General features: G+C 73.0%; 17 protein-coding genes and 1 pseudogene. 13 read left to right on the forward strand and 5 right to left on the reverse strand.

The window, feature by feature from the left end; translation table 11 throughout:
• The 10 genes and pseudogenes from HUX53_RS21270 to HUX53_RS21315 all read left to right on the forward strand — a co-directional run.
• Nucleotides 1-434: pseudogene (locus HUX53_RS21270) on the forward strand (hypothetical protein); the annotation flags it as partial.
• Nucleotides 431-877 (forward strand): roadblock/LC7 domain-containing protein, encoded by a 447-nt coding sequence (locus HUX53_RS21275; protein WP_176404979.1) that lies wholly within the window; start codon nt 431-433, stop codon nt 875-877. The pseudogene HUX53_RS21270 and the gene HUX53_RS21275, both read left to right, overlap by 4 nt.
• A 1-nt stretch (nt 878) precedes the next feature.
• On the forward strand, nt 879-1,268 hold the full coding sequence (locus tag HUX53_RS21280; protein WP_176404980.1) for a DUF742 domain-containing protein: 390 nt from the start codon (nt 879-881) through the stop codon (nt 1,266-1,268).
• Nucleotides 1,249-1,854: an ATP/GTP-binding protein gene (locus HUX53_RS21285; protein WP_176404981.1), complete on the forward strand. Its 606-nt coding sequence runs from the start codon at nt 1,249-1,251 to the stop codon at nt 1,852-1,854. Before HUX53_RS21280 ends, HUX53_RS21285 begins: the two co-directional genes overlap by 20 nt.
• 263 nt (nt 1,855-2,117) lie before the next feature.
• Nucleotides 2,118-3,299 carry an ROK family transcriptional regulator gene (locus tag HUX53_RS21290; RefSeq protein ID WP_176404982.1) on the forward strand — a complete coding sequence of 394 codons (1,182 nt, stop codon included), beginning with the start codon at nt 2,118-2,120 and terminating at the stop codon, nt 3,297-3,299.
• A gap of 10 nt (nt 3,300-3,309) precedes the next feature.
• On the forward strand, nt 3,310-4,818 hold the full coding sequence (locus HUX53_RS21295) for a sugar ABC transporter ATP-binding protein (protein WP_176404983.1): 1,509 nt from the start codon (nt 3,310-3,312) through the stop codon (nt 4,816-4,818).
• On the forward strand, nt 4,815-5,849 hold the full coding sequence (locus HUX53_RS21300; RefSeq protein WP_309237350.1) for an ABC transporter permease: 1,035 nt from the start codon (nt 4,815-4,817) through the stop codon (nt 5,847-5,849). The genes HUX53_RS21295 and HUX53_RS21300 overlap by 4 nt, the downstream gene beginning before the upstream one ends.
• 88 nt (nt 5,850-5,937) lie before the next feature.
• Nucleotides 5,938-6,999, forward strand: a complete 1,062-nt coding sequence (locus HUX53_RS21305; RefSeq protein ID WP_176404984.1) for an ABC transporter substrate-binding protein — start codon at nt 5,938-5,940, stop codon at nt 6,997-6,999.
• A 73-nt stretch (nt 7,000-7,072) separates the two neighbouring features.
• Nucleotides 7,073-8,212, forward strand: coding sequence for a Gfo/Idh/MocA family protein (locus tag HUX53_RS21310; RefSeq protein WP_176404985.1), 1,140 nt, complete (start codon nt 7,073-7,075; stop codon nt 8,210-8,212).
• Between the two features lies 1 nt (nt 8,213).
• Nucleotides 8,214-9,218 carry a sugar phosphate isomerase/epimerase gene (locus HUX53_RS21315; protein WP_176404986.1) on the forward strand — a complete coding sequence of 335 codons (1,005 nt, stop codon included), beginning with the start codon at nt 8,214-8,216 and terminating at the stop codon, nt 9,216-9,218.
• A gap of 54 nt (nt 9,219-9,272) precedes the next feature.
• On the opposite strand, the gene HUX53_RS21320 is transcribed toward HUX53_RS21315, so the two are convergent.
• Together HUX53_RS21320 and HUX53_RS21325 are read right to left on the reverse strand one after the other, a co-directional pair.
• The gene (locus tag HUX53_RS21320; RefSeq protein WP_309237351.1) at nt 9,273-9,965 is read right to left on the reverse strand and encodes a cupin domain-containing protein; all 693 of its coding nucleotides are present in this window, start codon (nt 9,963-9,965) and stop codon (nt 9,273-9,275) included.
• A gap of 3 nt (nt 9,966-9,968) precedes the next feature.
• On the reverse strand, nt 9,969-10,553 hold the full coding sequence (locus HUX53_RS21325) for a Uma2 family endonuclease (RefSeq protein WP_176404987.1): 585 nt from the start codon (nt 10,551-10,553) through the stop codon (nt 9,969-9,971).
• A 209-nt stretch (nt 10,554-10,762) separates the two neighbouring features.
• Between HUX53_RS21325 and HUX53_RS21330 the strand changes: the two genes are divergently transcribed.
• The 3 genes from HUX53_RS21330 to HUX53_RS21340 all read left to right on the forward strand — a co-directional run bounded on the left by HUX53_RS21330 (nt 10,763) and on the right by HUX53_RS21340 (nt 14,486).
• Entirely contained in the window at nt 10,763-11,323 is a 561-nt protein-coding gene (locus tag HUX53_RS21330; protein ID WP_176404988.1) for a DUF1707 domain-containing protein, read from the forward strand.
• A 111-nt stretch (nt 11,324-11,434) separates the two neighbouring features.
• Complete coding sequence (locus tag HUX53_RS21335; protein ID WP_176404989.1) at nt 11,435-13,936, forward strand: sialidase family protein; 2,502 nt, start codon at nt 11,435-11,437, stop codon at nt 13,934-13,936.
• Between the two features lie 7 nt (nt 13,937-13,943).
• The gene (locus HUX53_RS21340) at nt 13,944-14,486 is read left to right on the forward strand and encodes a GNAT family N-acetyltransferase (RefSeq protein ID WP_176404990.1); all 543 of its coding nucleotides are present in this window, start codon (nt 13,944-13,946) and stop codon (nt 14,484-14,486) included.
• A gap of 242 nt (nt 14,487-14,728) precedes the next feature.
• Here HUX53_RS21340 and HUX53_RS21345 read toward each other — a convergent pair whose 3' ends face one another.
• The 3 genes from HUX53_RS21345 to HUX53_RS21355 form a co-directional block, all read right to left on the reverse strand.
• Nucleotides 14,729-14,914 (reverse strand): hypothetical protein, encoded by a 186-nt coding sequence (locus HUX53_RS21345; RefSeq protein ID WP_176404991.1) that lies wholly within the window; start codon nt 14,912-14,914, stop codon nt 14,729-14,731.
• 129 nt (nt 14,915-15,043) lie between these two features.
• The gene (locus HUX53_RS21350; RefSeq protein ID WP_309237352.1) at nt 15,044-16,897 is read right to left on the reverse strand and encodes an endonuclease/exonuclease/phosphatase; all 1,854 of its coding nucleotides are present in this window, start codon (nt 16,895-16,897) and stop codon (nt 15,044-15,046) included.
• Nucleotides 16,898-16,945: 48 nt separating this feature from the next.
• Entirely contained in the window at nt 16,946-18,034 is a 1,089-nt protein-coding gene (locus HUX53_RS21355; RefSeq protein WP_176404992.1) for an alcohol dehydrogenase catalytic domain-containing protein, read from the reverse strand.
• Nucleotides 18,035-18,085: the final 51 nt, after the last annotated feature.

Below are 18,085 nucleotides of genomic sequence, written 5' to 3' on the forward strand. Positions count from 1 at the left end.
CCGCCGCACCGCCGCCGCAGCCCGCACCGCAGCCCGCGCCGCCGGCCGCACCGCCGGCCGCTCCCGCCGAACCCCCGGAGGAGGGCGAGCTGCCCAAGCGCAGGCGCCAGACCCACCTGGCGCCCCAGCTCAGGGAACGGGTGGACGCGCACCTCGCCGCCCAGGGCCAGGAGCCGCCGGCCCCGCCCCCGGAGCCGCCGGCGGAACCCGCGCCCGAACCGGCCGGGATGCCGCTCGCCGCGCCCGTCCCCATGGACGAGCACCCGCCGCCCGGCGGCGGGACCGCGCCCGCGGACGACGACGAGGCCCGCTCGGCCGAGACGATGCGATCGATGCTTTCCGCCATGCAGGCCGGCTGGCAGCGTGGCAGGCAGGACGCGGCCGCCGACGAGGCCGCGCGCAATCCAGGCGACCAGGAGGACGACACCCGATGACACATGCCCAGCACTCCGGCGCGGAGGTTCCGGGCGGAGCCGGAGGTGACCTGAACTGGCTGCTGGACAGCCTCGTCCAGCGGGTCGCCCCGGTGCGCAACGCGGTGGTGCTGTCCAGCGACGGGCTGAAGATCGCCGCGTCCAGCGGGCTGGCCCCCGAGGAGTCCGACCACATGGCCGCGGTGGCCGCCAGCTTCCAGAGCCTCGCGCGCGGGGCCGGGGAGTCGTTCGGCGGCGGACCCGTCCGGCAGACCATCGTGGAGATGGAGTCGTCGTTCCTGTTCGTGACCGCCGCCGGGCGCGGCGCGTGCCTGGCGGTGCTGGCCGCCGCCGACGCCGACCTCGGGATCATCGCCTACGAGATGGCGATGCTGGTCACCCGGGTCGGGCAGCACCTGTCCGCGGACCCGCGGACGGCCGCGGCTGAACCCGGCGGGCGGTGACATGGGCGGCACGGCCTGGTACGACGACGCCGCGGGACCGGTGGTCCGCCCGTACGCGCTCACCGGGGGCCGGACGCACTACGACGGCGACGACTTCGACCTCGTCGCGCTGATCGCCGTCGCGGACCCGCCGGAGCCCGCTGAGGAGGCACTTCCCGCGACGCCGTGGGCGCCGGAGCCGGAACATGACATGATCCTGGAGCTTTGCCGCACCCCGTTGTCGGTCGCCGAGATAGCGTCGGATCTGGAACTCCCCCTCGGGGTGGTCCGTGTCCTGCTCGGTGATCTGCTCGACCACTCGCTGATACAGGTCCGGCGCCCGGCGCCGGTGGCGCAGTTCCCCAGCGAGCGCGTACTCAAGGAAGTGATCGATGGAATCCGTGCGCTCTGACGCGGGCGCCCAGCAGGGCGACTCCGCGCTGACGGTGAAGATCCTCGTGGCCGGTGGTTTCGGCGTCGGAAAGACCACCCTGGTGAGCGCGGTCAGCGAGATCCGTCCGCTGCGCACCGAGGAGGCACTGACCGAGAAGAGCATCGGGATCGACGACACCACCGCCGTCGCGAACAAGACGACGACGACCGTCGCGATGGACTTCGGCCGCATCACGCTGCCGAACGGCCTCGTCCTGTTCGTCTTCGGCACCCCCGGCCAGGACCGCTTCTGGTTCATGTGGGACGAGCTGGCCAAGGGCGCCCTCGGCGCCGTCGTCCTGGTCGACACCCGCCGACTGGCCGACTGCTTCGCCTCGGTCGACTACTTCGAACGGCGCGGCGTCCCGTTCATCATCGGCGTCAACCAGTTCGACGGCGCCGGCCACCACTCCCACCAGCAGGTCCGCGACGCCCTCGACCTCCCCGCCGACGTCCCCGTCATCGACTGCGACGTCCGCGACCGCGAGGACGCCAAGCGAGTCCTGATCACCCTGGTCGAACACATCATGCGAACGATGAGCGGCCGCCAGCCGGTCAGCTACTGACCCATCCGCGCGTCGGCCCGTCCCCCGGCGGATGCGTTGAGACCTCCCGCCGTGGAGGAAGTGTTCTACCAACGGCCCGTGCCCGCCGCGCTCAGCGCGGCGGGCACGGGCCGTTGCTTGTTCGTAGCTTTGTCCTCTGAGTGGAGAAAGTTTGGATGATCTAGGGAAAAGGTCTTCTCAACGCGGCGAAAGCGGGTTACGGTCTCGGGCATGAGAGCGGGGTCACACGGCCCCGGGGATCCCGAGAGGACGGCGTGATGCGCATGTCGGCTCGTCCGCAGAACGTGCACCAGGCACGACTGCTGCGGCTGCTGCGGGACGAGGGGCCGCGGTCGCGGGCCGAGCTGGGGGACGTCGTCAAGCTGTCGCGCTCGAAGCTCGCGGTGGAGCTGGACCGGCTCGTCGAGCTGGGACTCGTCGAGGGGGCCGGGCTCGCGGCGTCGCGGGGCGGCCGGCGGTCCGGGATCGTCCGGCTGTCGCCGAGCCTGCGGTTCGTCGCGTTCGACATCGGCGCCACCTCGATCGACGTCGCGGTGACCGACGGCGGCCTGGAGGTGCTCGGCCACGTGAGCGACCAGTGCGACGTCCGGCAGGGCGCGACGGTCGTGCTGGAGCGGGCGCTGGACCTGCTCGGCAAGCTGCGCGACGAGGGCCTCATCCCGCAGGTGCACGGTACGGGCATCGGGGTGCCGGGCCCGGTCAGCTTCCGGGACGGCATGCCGGTCGTCCCGCCGATCATGCCGGGCTGGGACCGGTTCCCGGTGCGGGACGCGATCGGCCAGGAGCTGGGCTGCCCGGTGCTGGTCGACAACGACGTGAACCTGATGGCGCTCGGCGAGCTGCACGCGGGGCTCGCGCGGTCGGTGGACGACTTCCTGCTCGTCAAGATCGGCACCGGCATCGGCTGCGGGATCGTGGTCGACGGGGCCATCTACCGGGGCGTGTCCGGCAGCGCGGGCGACATCGGCCACATCAGGGTCGATGACGACGGGCCGATCTGCGCCTGCGGCAACGCGGGGTGCCTGGAGGCGTTCTTCGGCGGCGCCGCCCTCGCGCGGGACGCGGAGGCGGCGGCGCGGTCGGGGGAGTCGCCCGCACTCGCGGCGCTGCTGGAGATGCACGGGGCGCTGTCCGCCGAGCACGTCGGCGAGGCGGCGGCTGCGGGCGACCCGGCCGCCGTGCGCATCATCCGGGAGGGCGGCCGGCATGTCGGGCAGGTGCTCGCCGGGCTGGTCAGCTTCTTCAACCCGGGGCTCGTCATCATCGCGGGCGGCGTCGCGGGGCTCGGGCACGCGCTGCTCGCCGAGATCCGCAGCGTCGTCTACCGCCGGTCCGCGCCGCTCGCGACCGGCAACCTGCCGATCGTGCTGTCCGAACTCGCCGGCGCGGCCGGTGTGGTCGGCGGCGCCCGGCTCATCAGCGACCACGTCTTCTCCGCGTCCTGAGGAGGCCCCGATGGAACCCCTGCTGCTGATGCGCGGCATCGTCAAGCAGTTCCCCGGCGTCCGCGCGCTGGACGGCGTCGACCTCGACGTCCGTCCGGGCGAGGTGCACTGCCTGCTCGGGCAGAACGGCGCCGGCAAGTCCACGCTCATCAAGGTGCTCGCCGGCGCGCACCAGCCGGACGAGGGCGAGATCGTCTTCGCCGGGGAACCGGTGCGGCTCGCCGGGCCGACCGCCGCGATGCGGGCCGGCATCGCCACCATCTACCAGGAACTCGACCTCGTGGACGGCCTGTCGGTCGCCGAGAACATCTTCCTCGGGCACGAGAAGGCGCGGCTCGGGTTCATGCGGCGGGGCGAGGCCGAAGGGGCGGCGCGCGAGCTGCTCGGGCGGCTCGGGCACGGCGAGATCCCGCCGCGCCGCGAGGTCGGGCGGCTGCCGGCGGCGGGCAAGCAGGTCGTCAGCATGGCCCGCGCCCTGTCGCACGACGCCCGGCTGATCGTGATGGACGAGCCGTCCGCCGCGCTCGCGCACGACGAGGTCGGCAACCTGTTCCGCATCATCCGCGAGCTGACCGCCGCCGGCGTCGCGGTCGTCTACATCTCGCACCGGCTGGAGGAGATCCGCGAGATCGGCGACCGGGTGACCGTCCTCAAGGACGGCCGGGCGGTCGCGGGCGGCCTGCCGGCGAAGACCAGCTCCACCGACCGGATCGTGTCGCTGATGACCGGGCGCAACGTGGAGTACGTGTTCCCCGAGCGGCCCGAGGCGGGCGACGACCGGGCCGAGGTGCTGCGGGTCGAGAAGCTGACGCTGCCCGGCGCGTTCGAGGACGTGTCATTGACCGTCCACGCGGGCGAGATCGTCGGGCTGGCCGGCCTCGTCGGGTCGGGGCGCTCGGAGATCCTGGAGACGATCTACGGCGCGCGGCGCCCGTCCGGCGGGCGGGTGCTCGTGGACGGCCGCCCCGTCCGTCCCGGCGACACCGGTGCGGCGGTGCGGCGCGGCATGGGCATGGCGCCGGAGGAGCGCAAGAGCCAGGCGCTGCTGATGAACGAGACCGTCGCCGGGAACGTCAGCGTCGCCGGGCTGTCCCGGTACGCGCGGTTCGGCTGGCTCGACCGGCGGCGCGAGCTGGCGGACGTGCGCCGCCAGATCGAGGCGCTCGACATCCGGCCGCCCGACCCGCGGCGCCCCGTCGTGACGCTGTCGGGCGGCAACCAGCAGAAGGTCGTCCTCGCCCGGTGGCTGCTCGACTCGGCCGCGCTGCGGCTGCTGATCCTGGACGAGCCGACCCGCGGCGTGGACGTCGGCGCCCGCGCCGAGCTGTACGCGGTGATCCGCGAGCTGGCCGGCCGCGGGATCGGGGTGCTGCTGGTGTCGAGCGAGGTCCCCGAGGTGCTGGGGCTCGCCGACCGGGTCCTCGTCGTCCGGGAGGGGCGCGTCGTGCACACCGGCGACGCCCGCGCCCTCGACGAGGCCACCGTGCTCAACATGATCATGGAAGGGAGTGCCCTGTGACCGACACGCGTCCCTCTGCGGGGGTGCTCGGCCCGCTGGCGAAGAAACCGGGCGGCGGGTCGTGGCGGCCGTTCGCGCGGAGCGGCGGGGCGGGCGGCCGCGAGGTCCACCATCTCGGGCTGGTCGCGGCGCTGGTGCTGCTCGCGATCGTCGGCCTGGTGACGCAGCCGGACAACTTCGCGACGTCCGGCAACGTGGTCGGCATCCTCGCGCTCGCCGCCACCATCGGCGTGATCACCGTCGGCCAGACCTTCGTGATCATCGGCGGCGGGATCGACCTGTCCGTCGGGTCGGTGATGGCGCTCGCCTCGGTGTGGGCGACGACGGTCGCGACGCAGTCCTACGGACCGGGCGTGATGGCGCTGTGCGCGATCCTCGTCGGGACCGGCACGGGCGTCGTGACCGGGCTGCTGATCTCCTACGGGCGGATGGTCCCGTTCATCGCGACCCTCGCGATGCTCGTCGCCGCGCGCGGCCTCGCGCAGCGGATGTCGGACCGCAAGACCCAGCTCGTCCGCCCGGAGAACGACGCCATCGTCTCGCTGTCCACCACGAAGGTGCTCGGGATCCCGCTGGTCGTGTACATCTTCGCGGCCGTCGCGGTCGCCGGATGGCTGCTGCTCAACCGCACCACGTTCGGCCGCCGGACGTTCGCGGTCGGCGGCAACCCGGAGGCGGCGCGGCTCGCCGGCATCGACGTCCGCCGGCACACCCTGCTGCTGTACGCGCTGTCCGGCTTCTGCTGCGGCATCGCGGCGCTCATCATCATGGCGCGCACCACCACCGGCTCCAGCACCCACGGAGACCTGTACGAGCTCGACGCGATCGCCGCCGTCATCATCGGCGGGACGCTGCTCACCGGCGGGCGCGGCACGGTCGTCGGGTCGATCCTCGGCGTGCTGATCTTCACCGTCATCACCAACCTGTTCATCCTGAACGGCCTGCAGACCAGCGACCAGCTCATCGCCAAGGGCGCGATCATCGGGATCGCCGTGCTGCTGCAGCGCCGCGGGCTCCGCGCGCCCACCTGACCTCACCCCCTCGCCCCACGTCCAGCGCCGCGCACCCCCGGGGAGGTGCGCGGCGGGGGACGACCCATCCCTTCATCAGGAGCACGTCATGCGTGATCAGAGCCCTCGTCCCAGCCGCAGAGGCGTCCTGTTCGGCGGCGCCGTCGTCGCCGCCGGCACGCTCGCCGCCGCCTGCACCAGCAACAGCGAGGACGACGCCGCGCCCGCCGCGCAGGCCGGGTCGCTCGCCGGCGACAACGACAAGCCCGGCATGCAGGTCACCCTCGGGTTCTCCGCGCCGGCCGCCGACCACGGCTGGATCGCGGCGATCGCCAAGAACGCCGAGGCGCAGGCCAAGAAGTACCAGGACGTCACGTTCAAGCCGGTCGAGCCGACCAACGACATCAACCAGCAGATCTCCGCCGTCGAGTCGCTGATCCGGGCGAAGGTCAACGTGCTGGTGATCCTGCCGAACGACGGCGAGCAGCTGAACCAGGTCGCCCGCAAGGCGATGGACGCCGGCATCCCGGTCGTCAACCTCGACCGCGTGTTCCCGGACAAACTGTCGTACCGGACGTGGGTCGGCGGCGACAACTACGGCATGGGCGTCTCCGCCGGCCACTACATCGGCAAGAAGCTGAAGGACAAGGGCGTCTCCGACCCGGTGATCGTGGAGATCCAGGGCATCGCGACGCTGCCGCTGACGCAGGACCGCAGCAAGGGCTTCGCGGACGCGCTGAAGTCCTACGGCTTCTCCGTCACCGCCAAGCAGGACGCGAAGTTCACCGTCGAGTCCGGCAACCAGGTCGCGACCAACCTGCTGCAGGCGCACAAGAAGATCGACGCGATGTGGAACCACGACGACGACCAGGGCGTCGGCGTGCTCGCCGCGATCAAGCAGTCCGGCCGGAAGGAGTTCTTCATGGTCGGCGGCGCCGGGTCCGCCAACGCCATGCGGGAGATCAAGTCGGGGAGCGGCGTGCTGGAGGCGACCGTCACCTACCCGCCGACGATGGCCGCGTCCGCGATCAAGCTGGGCCGGCTGATCGCGCAGGGCAAGGGCATGACGGACCTGGTGGAGCTGCAGGTGCCGCAGTCGATCACGCTGGCCTCGGAGACGGTCACCAAGGAGAACGTCGACAAGTACATGCCGCTCGGCTTCGAATCCTGAGCGACGGGGGCGTCGGCGCGCCCGTCTTCTTGCGGGGCGGGCGCGCCGGCCAGACAGAGAGGTGAGCTGAAACATGACGACCGTCGGAGTCGGGATGGTCGGGCACGCGTTCATGGGACGCGCCCACTCCCATGCGTGGCGCAGCGTCGGGCCGTTCTTCGGGCCGCCGCTGACGCCCGTCATGGCGGTCCTGGCCGGGCGTTCCGCCGACCGCGCCGGCGCCGCCGCCAAGGCGCTCGGCTGGGCGGCGGTGGAGACCGACTGGAAGGAGCTGCTCCGCCGCGACGACGTCCAGCTCGTCGACATCTGCACGCCGGGCGACAGCCACGCCGAGATCGCGGTCGCCGCGCTGGACGCGGGCAAGCACGTGCTGTGCGAGAAGCCGCTCGCCAACTCCGTCGCGGAGGCGGAGGCGATGGCCGCCGCCGCTGACCGGGCGCGGGAGCGCGGCGTCCGGTCGATGGTCGGGTTCAACTACCGGCGCGTTCCGGCGGTCACGCTGGCCCGCAAGCTGGTGGACGAGGGGCGCATCGGGACCGTCCGGCACATCCGGGCGCAGTACCTCCAGGACTGGCTGGCCGACCCGGAGGCGCCGTTCACCTGGCGGATGGACCGTGACAGGGCCGGGTCGGGGGCGCTCGGCGACATCGGCGCGCACATCATCGACACCGCGCAGTTCATCACCGGGCAGTCGCTCGTCGGGGTGTCGGCGCTGCTGGACACGTTCGTCCCGGAACGTCCGGTGCCGGACGGCGGCACGGCCCAGGTCACCGTGGACGACGCCGCCCTGTTCATCGGACGCACCGACGCCGGCGCGCTCGCCACCTTCGAGGCCACCCGGTTCGCCACGGGACGCAAGAACTCGCTGCGCATCGAGGTCAGCGGCTCGTCCGGCGCCCTGTCGTTCGACCTCGAAGCACTCAACGAACTCTGGTTCTACGACCGGAACGAGGACGACGAGACCGGCGGGTTCCGCCGCATCGTCGTCACCGAGCCCGTCCACCCGTACGCGGGGCACTGGTGGCCGCCCGGCCACATTCTCGGATACGAGCACACCTTCACCCACCAGATGGCCGACCTGCTCACCGCCATCGCGGACGGCGCCGACCCGCGCCCGTCGTTCGCCGACGGCCTGCAGGTGCAGCGCGTCCTCGCCGCGGTCGCGGACAGCGCGGCGGCCCGCCGCTGGGTCGACGTCGAAGGGAGTCACTGACATGGCACGACCGATCACCCTGTTCACCGGCCAGTGGGCGGACCTGCCGTTCGAGGAGGTCTGCCGGCTCGCGTCCGGCTGGGGCTACGAGGGCCTGGAGATCGCCTGCTGGGGTGACCACTTCGAGGTCGACAAGGCCCTCGCCGACGACTCCTACATCCCGCGCAAGCTGGAGACGCTCGCCAAGCACGACCTGAAGGTGTGGGCGATCTCCAACCACCTCGTCGGCCAGGCCGTCTGCGACATCCCGGACGAGCGGCACCAGGCGATCCTGCCCGAGCGGATCTGGGGCGACGGGGAGGCCGAGGGCGTCCGGCAGCGCGCCGCCGCCGAGATCAAGGACACCGCGCGCGCCGCCGCCAAGCTCGGCGTCGACACGGTCGTCGGGTTCACCGGCTCCTCGATCTGGCACACGGTCGCGATGTTCCCGCCGACCCCCGACGCGATGGTGGAGCGCGGCTACGCCGACTTCGCCGAGCGCTGGAACCCGATCCTGGACGTGTTCGACGAGGTCGGCGTCCGGTTCGCGCACGAGGTGCACCCGAGCGAGATCGCCTACGACTACTGGACGACCGTCCGCACGCTGGAGGCGATCGGGCACCGTCCCGCGTTCGGGCTGAACTTCGACCCGTCCCACTTCGTGTGGCAGGAACTCGACCCGGTGGGCTTCCTGTTCGACTTCCGCGACCGGATCTACCACGTCGACTGCAAGGACACGAAGGTCCGCACGGGCGACGGCCGGCGCGGGCGCCTCTCGTCCCACCTGCCGTGGGCGGACATGCGGCGCGGCTGGGACTTCATCTCCACCGGCCGCGGCGACGTCCCCTGGGAGGACGTGTTCCGCTCGCTGAACTCGATCGGCTACGACGGCCCGATCTCCATCGAATGGGAGGACGCCGGCATGGACCGCCTCCAGGGCGCCCCGGAGGCCCTGGAGTTCGTCCGCGCCCTCAACGCGATGACACCGCCCGAGGGCGCCTTCGACGCCGCCTTCTCCGCCGACTGACCTTGCGGTGCGCCGCTCCCGTGAGGCCACGCACGCGGGCGGCGCACCGCATCCTCAGGGCCGGGCGCGGAAGTCGGCGAAGTCGAAGCCGGGGGAGACGACGCAGCTGACGAGGACCTCCTCGTCCCCGGCGGGACGGGCGGCCTGCCAGACGCCGGGCGGCACGACGGCCTGGGGGACCTGCCCGTCCGCCAGGCCGTCGCCGAGCAGCACCGTCTCCGGGGTCGCGGACGGGTCTTCGTCGTCGCCGCCGAGCAGCAGCGCCAGCGGTCCGCCCCGGTGCCACAGCCACAGTTCGGCGGACCGCACGGCGTGCCACATCGACTCCTCGCCGGGTGGCAGCAAGAAGTAGATGCCGGTCGCGCTGGCCCGCTCGCCCGGGTAGCCGTCCGGCGTGAAGGACACGTCCGACCGCCACGTCTCCCGGTACCAGCCGCCCTCCGGATGCGGCAGGAGGTCGAGCGCCGCGGCGGTGGCGGGCCGGTCGAGCAGCGCCGTGTGCCGCCCGTCCGGGCCGCGCCGCAGGTAGCGGACGCGGGCCGCGGTCGTCTTGTCGATCGTCCCGCGGCCGGGTACCGCGCCGGGCTCGGGGTCCAGCGTGACGGCGACGACCTGGCCGTCCGCGAACACGTCGTCGGCGACGGCGAGCGCCGCCTCCTCCGGCGCCCACGCGGCCCCCGCGTCGGACAGGACGAACCGAGGGCCGGCCAGGGTCTCCCAGGCGTCGAGCGTCGTGAGCAGCAGCACGGGCTAGTCCATTTCGGAGAGGCGGGCCGGGTCGAAGGCGATCGGGTACGGGCGGTCGAGGGTGAGGGTCTCGCCGGAGCGTGCCCTGCCCGTCACCTCGTAGCGGTCGTCCTTCAGTTCGAGCAGGGTGATGGTGGGACGCGGCTCCAGGTCGATGAGCCAGTAGTGGGGGATGCCGGTCGCGGCGTACTCGTCGACCTTGCGGACGCGGTCGATCTGCTCGTTGACCGTGCGCGGCGTGACGACCTCGGCGACCAGGATGAGGTCGGGGCCGTAGTAGGTGCGGGTCTGGCGTTCCAGGGCCGCGCGGGCGACGTCGCGGGCCACGGCGAACACGTCGGGCTTGCGGATGCCGGACGGCGTCGTCACGTCCTGCGGGGCGCCGGCGATGTGGACGTCGGCGTCGGCCTGGCGGGCCGCCTCCTTCAGGACCGTCTTCAGCTGCTCGGCGGCGTGGTCGTGCCACAGGTCGCCCGGAAGCTCGTTCAGCCAGCCGTCGGCGAGCTCGTAGCGGCGGCCCTCCTCGGGGAGCGCGTCCAGGTCGTACAGCGTGTAGGGGCCGTGCGCGCGGCCGAGCGTCCCGCCCATGGATCGTCCCCCCTCACCGCTCGATCTACGGGCTGCTTCGAACCTAGCGGACGGACGTCCGAATGGCCGGTAAGCATGATCGCGCGTCGGGATGCGGCCGAATGTCTCGAAAGCCGAACGGCGACGGGTTAAGATGTATCGCGTCTTGACCCTCCAGGTGCTGGAGGGGGCAGGCTGCGGAGGTCGACCAGCCGCGAAGGAGAGATGCGATGAGCGTCGAGCAGCACCCCGCGCCCGCACTGCGCGCCTCGGACCGCGACCGCGACGAGATGCTCGTCCGGCTGCACACCGCCTTCGCCGAAGGGCGGCTGGACGAACCCGAGCTGGACGAGCGCATCGACCTCGTCCTCGCCGCGCGCACCCACGGCGAGCTGGGCGCCGTGGCCGCCGACCTCCCGTGCGGCCGGTCCGCCCCGGTGCGTCCCGGCAGCGGCCCCGTGGGGCGGTTCCAGGTCGCCTACAAGAGCTCGGTGACCCGGGCCGGACGGTGGCGGCTGCCCGAACGCTTCACGACGGTCGTCTACAAGGGCTCCGGGACGCTCGACCTCCGCTCGGCGGAGCTGGACGGCCCGGTCACGACCCTCCGGGTGCTCGCCTACAAGTCGAAAGTAGAGATCATCGTACCGCCGGGTATCCGCGTGGAAGCGGACGGTGTGGGGGTCTCCGCCGAGGTGCACGGGGACCCGCCGGCCGGCGCGCCGGTCGTCCATGTCCGGGGTTATGCGTACAAGGGAACGATCCGGGCGAAAGGTCTGATACCTCGGCTCTGAAGTGATAGAACGCTCCAGCGGCCCCATTGGCCGCCGTTCATGCGGATGTCGGTACAGGACGCCCCATGGCGCGATTTGATGGTGGTCCGACAGGACCGTGAAGGAGCGCGAGTGACGGCGAGGACCCCGGAGCAGGACGAGGCCCCGCGGACGGCCGAGGACGGACCGGCGGGCTCCCGCGAGGTCCGGCGGCGGCTGACGTTCGGCGTCGCCGGCGACGTCGCCGACCTGCCCGCCGCCCGGTCGCCCTGGCAGCGCGCCTACGAGGCCTGGCGGGCGGCCGGGCTGACCTGGGGGCACGGCGCCCCGCCCCGCGAGCGCGCGGAGAGCCGCAACGCGGTCCGGGCCGAGAGCCCGGTGGAGGAGCCGAAGCCCGCGCCGAAGCCGAAGGCGGCCAAGAAGCCGAAGCCCGCGCCCAAGAAGCCGAAGCCCGCCAAGCCCGTTCCCGGCGACGTCCTCGTCGCGGGTCCGCCGAAGCCCGCGCCGAAGTCCGCACCGAAGCCCGTGCAGCGGCCGGCGCTGTGGCGGCGGCTCCGCGCGCGTGCGACGGTCGGCGCCGGGCTCGTCGTGGTCGCCGCCGGGACGATCATCGTCGTGGCGCAGCGCGCGGACGCCCCGGCCGAGCCGGGCATCCGCGGCCCGATCGCGGCGGACGAGCTGTTCGCCCTCGACCCGGCCGCCACGACGGACGGCCTCGTCCAGGACCTCACCACCATCGCCTCCGCCGGCGGGACGATCGTCGCGGCCGGCACCGAGGGCGACGGCGCGCCGGGACGGCAGCGGGCCCGCTTCCTCGTCTCCGCCGACGCGGGGAGCACCTGGAAGCTCGCGGAGATCCGCACACCGGACGGCTCGACGCCCCCGCCCGGCGAGGCGCCGCAGTTCGTCTCCGGCTCGTCCGGCCACTGGGCGGCCCTCGGCCGGACGCCCGCGGGCGCCACCGTCGCGTGGACGAGCAAGGACGCCAAGACCTGGACGCGGCATCCCCTCGGCGCCGCCTTCACACCGTCCGACAAGGTCACCGACATGGCCCGCACCGGCCAGGGCTTCATCGCCGTCGGCGCCTCGAAGGGCCACGCCATCACCTGGAGCTCGGCGGACGGCCGGGCGTGGCAGCGCGGCGAGAGCATCAAGAGGATCATCGACTTCGACCGTGTGGCGGCGTCCGGGAACATCCTCGCGGCCCACGGCACGTACCCGAAGAAGGTCACTAAGAAGAAGGGCCGCAAGAAGGTCACGCGGACCACACGCACCGAGGGCCTCTGGCAGTCCGCCAACGGCGGCCGGACGTGGACCGGCGTGAAGGTGCCGCCGCAGGCGCAGGGCTCCTACGGGCCCATGAAGGGCCTGTCGGCCGGTCCCGGCGGGTTCGCGGCCGTCCGCGACGGCAAGCAGACGACCGGGCGCAAGAAGCACCGCAAGACCAAGCGGTTCGGTGTCCTGTTCACCTCGCCGGACGGCCTGAAGTGGCAGGTCGCGAGCCGGTTCGGCGGATCCGGCATCGAGCGTTTCGACGCGACCCCGTCCGGCCTCGCCGTCATCGTGGGCGGCGCGAAGGGCACCCACGCCATCCTGCGCAGCGCCGACGGCCGCACCTGGCAGCCGGGCGGAAGCGTCCCCGCGCCGGTCCAGTCCAGCGGCTTGACGGTCACCACCGGCGGCAAGCCCACCGTCTCCGGACAGCAGGGCGACGACGCCTACCTGCACGGCGTCGACCTGCGCACCGTGCCGGGCGCCGTCCACACCGAACGCTCGGTCCGGTCGCTCGCCGCGGCGCAGGGCCTCTCGGTCGCGGTGGGCAGCACCAACGGCGGCGCCGCGATCTGGACGGCCCCCGACGGCCTGCAGTGGACGCGGGCCCAGGTACCCGGCACCGCCGGACGGCTGTCGGACGCCGTGCACGGCGACGGCGGCTGGCTGGCCGTGGGCCGCGCGTCCGGCGCGTCGCCCGGCCCGCTCGCGGTGACCTCGCAGGACGGGCTGGCCTGGCAGAAGACCGCGTTCCCGGCCGGCCCGGCGCCGGTGGCCGCCGCCACGGGACCGTCCGGCTACGTCGCGGTCGGCCCCCGCACGTCCTGGGCCTCCACCGACCTCCGGACCTGGAAGCGCGCCGGTCTCGACGGCACCCCGGCCGACGTGACCGCGACGGCGGGCGAGTACATCGCGGTCGGCGCCCGCGACAAGGCGCCCGCCATCTGGACGTCCCCCGACGCCGCGAAGTGGACGGCCGCAAAGCTGCCGCCCGGCCTCACCGCACCGCTCACCCAGGTCGCCGCGCACGGCGACACCCTCGTGGCGATCGCCGCGAACGCCGTCGCGCTGGTCTCCACCGACGCCGGGGCGACGTGGACGCAGCGCAACCTCGGCCCCGGCCTGACCGCCACGGCCGTCACGGCGACCCCGCAGGGCTTCGTCGCGACCGCGAGCACGAACGAGGACGGCGCCGTCCTGACGTCCCCCGACGGGACGACCTGGCGCCGCCTCGACGTCGGCGGGCTCACCGGCCCCGGCGACCAGCGCCTCACCGCGCTGACCGCCATGGGCGCCACCGTCCTGGCCACGGGCACCGACAACGGAGCCCCGACCCTCTGGCGCGCCCCCGTCCCCAAGTAGGGAGACCATGCCCGAACTCGTCGAGCCCACCGCGTCCGTCCACCGCTCCTTCGTCGCGGCCATGGAGGAGTTCCGCACGGAGGGACGCGGCGGGCCCGGCGACAACTCGATGATCGGGCGGGAGCTCCGCGAGTACGGAGGCCGCTGGGAGGACCCGGACGTCTTCGCCGGATACGCCGCGCTACTGCGCGCGCAGGCCCACGAGGACGGTCCCCTCCCGGACGGCTTCGTCCCGCACACGACGCTCTGGCTGGTGGACGGCTCCGACTACTTCGGCAGGATCGCGATCCGGCACAGGCTCACTCCCGCGCTGCGGGAACTGGGCGGCCACATCGGCTACGACGTCCGGAAGTCGGCCCGCCGCCGCGGCCACGCCACGACTATGCTCGGAACGGCCCTTCCCATCGCGAACGCCTTGGGCATCGACCTGGCGTTGCTCACCTGCGACGAGGACAACACCGCCTCCCGCAAGATCATCGAGAAGCACGGCGGCGTCCTGGAGACCCGCCCCGGCCCCCGCCTCTACTACTGGCTTCCCACGAAGACCTAGAAGACGGGGGCGGTCCGGGGGTCAGCCGTTGCAGCCGCAGGAGCAGCCCTTCGGGCAGGAGCATCCGCCGCCGTGTCCGCAACTGCAGTCTTTTTTCGTCATGGGCGGAACGTAACCTTCGCGGCGCTGTGCGGTCTATGGCCGTGGCGCGATGTGCACCTGTCGTGGAGGACACGGGCCGTCCCGTGGCGGGGACTGGAGACGGCCCGTGCCCTGTCTGTGGGGGTCGGAGTCCGCGGGGGTCAGAAGTTGATGTGGAAGTCGACGCCGAGCAGGACGAGGACCCAGAGGAAGATGGCGAGCAGCGCGCTGATGATGCGCTCGACGAGGCCCTCGTCGATGTAGCCGCGGTCCCAGGCGATGAACACGCCGATGATCAGATATATGAGGGTGAGCAGGCTGATGTGCGGTCTATATCGCGTCGCCATGGAAGGCGTCTCCTCCGGATGGGGGGCGTGACGATCCGTCGCTGCCCGGCCATACCGGGAGAAAACACCGGAGGCATTCCGGGACGTGCCGTGACGATCTTTTTGGTTCTCCCAAACTCGGGGAGCGGCCTACTTCCCGGACATGTCGATGCGCACCACGGTCGGGTCGCGCTCGCCGGCCCGGTCGGCGAACTCCGCGTTGCGGTGCACGATGTCGATCTCGTGCTTGCGCTTGCCCAGCGACCGGCTGAGCAGAATGTGGTCGAGGTCCTCGGAGTTGCCGGACGTCACCGCCGTGTAGCGGTCGGCCGGGGGAAGCGACGCGGGCAGGTCGGTGAGCCAGGCGGTCGCCGTGAGGGTCTGCACGGGCACGGACGTTCCGCCGGTGTTGAGCTCGCCCGCGACGATCACGCCGGCGTCGGCGTCCACCTTCCGGACCGAGTTCACGAAGCCCGCCATCGCGCGGGCCTGCGCGTCGCGGCGCCACTCGGTGGGCCGGGCCGGCGGCTGGTGCCTGCCGAACAGCGGCTGGTCCTGGCCGGTGCGCGGGTACCAGCGGTTCGCGATGACGATGAGGCGGCGGCCCTTCCAGGTCAGCTCCCCGGCGAGCGGCTTGTGCGTGCCCGCCCAGGCGGCGGCGCCGGGCGCGATCCGGCCGGGGCTCAGCGTCAGCCCGGCGGTGCCGCCGCGCCGGACGGCCCGCACCGGGGTGCCGGCCGGGTCGGGCCGGTCGGGCGGCTCGTCCGGGACCGGCTCGCCCGGGGCGGGACGGTCCACGAACGCGAGCCCCCGGTCGGTGCGGAACAGGAACCCGGCGCGCTCGTTGGTGCCGTCCTTGCCGCCGTCGGCGTTGTCGCGCGGGTCCACCGACCGCCAGTCGTAGGCGGGGCCGCCCGCCGCGCTGATCGCGATGACGAGCTGCGCGACGGTCTGGTCGGTGGCGACGGTGCCGTCGTCGTCCGGGCCGCTGTTGTCGCCGACGCCGGTGACCGCGATGAGGTCGGGGGAGCGCAGGCCGCGCACGATGTCGTCGGCGAGCGCGGTGAAGCGGGCGGCCGGCGCGTCGGGGCTCAGGCCGTCCAGCGCGGCGGTGGCGACGGCCATCTCGCCGGGCCGCTGCGGGCGGGTCGCCTCCCGGGCCAGCGTGCCGGCGGCGCGCTTCGGGGTCGCGGTGAGCAGCAGCTTGTAGGCGCCGTAGGAGTAGTCGAGGACGCCGTGGTTCGCGCCGGGCAGCCGGTCGCCGACGTTCATGCCGGGCAGCGGCGCGAGCGCGTCGTCGAGGACGATCCGCTCGGGGTTCGGGTCGAGGTCGCGGAGCAGGATGCCGCCCCGCCTGGTCCGCGCCCCGGCGCCGGCGCCGTTCGCGGGCAGCACGGGCAGCTCGCCGTAGCGGGACGGCCCGACCGCCACGGCGTCGTCGATCCTGATCCGCATGCCTTCGAGCGCCTCGTAGAAGTCGATGCCGTCGCGGCGGGGATCGAACGTGCCGCCGCGTTCGACGTTCCCGTGCGCGCGGTCGATGACGCTCGTGGGCGCGCGGCGTCCGTGCCGTCCGCCGAGGACGACCGGCGGCGGCAGGGGCCGCCCGTGCGCGGTGACGGAGACCCCGGTGGCGTCGATCTCGGTGCGGGTCAGCCCGGCGGACGACCTGCCGCCCGGCCGGAACTCGCCGACCTTGCCGTTGACCCGGACCGCGTCGCCGGCGGCCGCGCCCGGCCGGCTCCCGGTGTAGACGAAGACGCCCTCGGACGTCGCGGCGCTCTTGTCCGGATACGGGTCCTGCATCCAGAACCCGTTGACGGTCACCGCCGTCACCACGCCGGGGACCTGGGAGACCTTGGCGCCGTTCAGCGGCGAGACGTGCGCCGCGCCCTGGACGTCGCGGATGCGGACGGGGCGGGAGGCGGCATGCGCGGGGGAGGCGATGGCGAGGGGCGCGGCGAGCGACGCCGCGGCCAGGACCGTCCCCAGACCGTGGATCACCCAAGGATGATACGGGCGGGACGGCCCCGGCCGCGCCAACCGGCCGGATTACTCGAAGAGCACGACCTGGCGGATGACTTCGCCGTCGTTGAGCGCGCGGACGGCGTCGTTGAGGTCCTCGAACCCGATCCGGCGGGTGATGAGGCCGTCGATGTCGAGCTTCCCTGCGCGCCACAGGCCGACGAACAGCGGGATGTCGCGCTTGAGGTCGCAGCCGCCGTACAGGGACGCCTTGAGGCTCTTGCCGTCGAACAGCAGCGCGAACGCCGTCTGGCTCCAGCTGTCGTCGGCGGCGCCCGCGCCGACCACGATGACGTCGCCGCCGCGCCGGGTCGCGTTCCACGCCGTGGTGATCGCGGCCGACTTGCCGACGGCCTCGAAGACGTAGTCGAAGCCCGCGCCGCCGGTGAGCAGCCCCTTGGCCTCGTCCAGGCTGTCCAGCGTGGCGGTGTGCGTGGCGCCGAGCTGCTTGGCGATGGGGTGCTTGGCCTCGTTCGGGTCGATCGCCAGGATCGTGGACGCGCCGGCGATCCGCGCGCCCTGGATCACCGACAGCCCGATGCCGCCCGTGCCGACGACCGCGACCTTGGAGCCCGGCGTGACCTTCGCCGTGTTCATCACCGCGCCGAGGCCGGTCGGGATGCCGCAGCCGAGCAGCGCCGCGTACTCGAACGGGATGTCCTCGGCGATCTTGACGACGCCGCGCCGGGGCAGCACGATCTCCTCGGACCACGTGCCGGTGCCCGCCATGCCGAACGCGGGGCTGCCGTCGCCGAGCTTGAAGCCCGGCTCGGTGAACGACTGCGCGAGATAGGTCATGCACAGGTACGGCTCGCCGCGCAGGCACTCCGCGCACTCGCCGCAGTCGGGCGTCCAGTTGACGACGACGTGGTCGCCCGGCCGCACGCCGGTCACCCGGTCGCCGACCTCCGCGACGACGCCGGCGCCCTCGTGCCCGATGACCGTGGGCAGCGCGGACGGCAGGACGCCGGTCATGGTCGACAGGTCGGAGTGGCAGACCCCGGTCGCCTTGATCTTGACCTTCACCTGGTCGGGACCCGGATCGACGGTCGTGACGTCGTCGCGCAGGTCGAGTTCCTTGTCGCCGACCGCATGCAGGACCGCGGCACGTGCCATGGCTGCCTCCACATTGAGGAGAGGAAGGGTGGGGTGAGAGGGGACGGGGGA

Origin of the sequence: Actinomadura sp. BRA 177, from assembly GCF_013372625.1 — a bacterium.
In the GTDB taxonomy this organism is placed as follows: domain Bacteria; phylum Actinomycetota; class Actinomycetes; order Streptosporangiales; family Streptosporangiaceae; genus Spirillospora.

What these genes read in the sequence shown, in the direction of transcription:
- HUX53_RS21275 (WP_176404979.1), top strand. Translation starts at nt 431, where the DNA reads ATGACACATGCCCAGCACTCCGGCGCGGAGGTTCCGGGCGGAGCCGGA.
- HUX53_RS21325 (WP_176404987.1), bottom strand. Translation starts at nt 10,553, where the DNA reads ATGGGCGGGACGCTCGGCCGCGCGCACGGCCCCTACACGCTGTACGAC.
- HUX53_RS21290 (WP_176404982.1), top strand. Translation starts at nt 2,118, where the DNA reads ATGTCGGCTCGTCCGCAGAACGTGCACCAGGCACGACTGCTGCGGCTG.
- HUX53_RS21355 (WP_176404992.1), bottom strand. Translation starts at nt 18,034, where the DNA reads ATGGCACGTGCCGCGGTCCTGCATGCGGTCGGCGACAAGGAACTCGAC.
- HUX53_RS21340 (WP_176404990.1), top strand. Translation starts at nt 13,944, where the DNA reads ATGCCCGAACTCGTCGAGCCCACCGCGTCCGTCCACCGCTCCTTCGTC.
- HUX53_RS21315 (WP_176404986.1), top strand. Translation starts at nt 8,214, where the DNA reads ATGGCACGACCGATCACCCTGTTCACCGGCCAGTGGGCGGACCTGCCG.
- HUX53_RS21310 (WP_176404985.1), top strand. Translation starts at nt 7,073, where the DNA reads ATGACGACCGTCGGAGTCGGGATGGTCGGGCACGCGTTCATGGGACGC.
- HUX53_RS21330 (WP_176404988.1), top strand. Translation starts at nt 10,763, where the DNA reads ATGAGCGTCGAGCAGCACCCCGCGCCCGCACTGCGCGCCTCGGACCGC.
- HUX53_RS21345 (WP_176404991.1), bottom strand. Translation starts at nt 14,914, where the DNA reads ATGGCGACGCGATATAGACCGCACATCAGCCTGCTCACCCTCATATAT.
- HUX53_RS21285 (WP_176404981.1), top strand. Translation starts at nt 1,249, where the DNA reads ATGGAATCCGTGCGCTCTGACGCGGGCGCCCAGCAGGGCGACTCCGCG.
- HUX53_RS21280 (WP_176404980.1), top strand. Translation starts at nt 879, where the DNA reads ATGGGCGGCACGGCCTGGTACGACGACGCCGCGGGACCGGTGGTCCGC.
- HUX53_RS21295 (WP_176404983.1), top strand. Translation starts at nt 3,310, where the DNA reads ATGGAACCCCTGCTGCTGATGCGCGGCATCGTCAAGCAGTTCCCCGGC.
- HUX53_RS21305 (WP_176404984.1), top strand. Translation starts at nt 5,938, where the DNA reads ATGCGTGATCAGAGCCCTCGTCCCAGCCGCAGAGGCGTCCTGTTCGGC.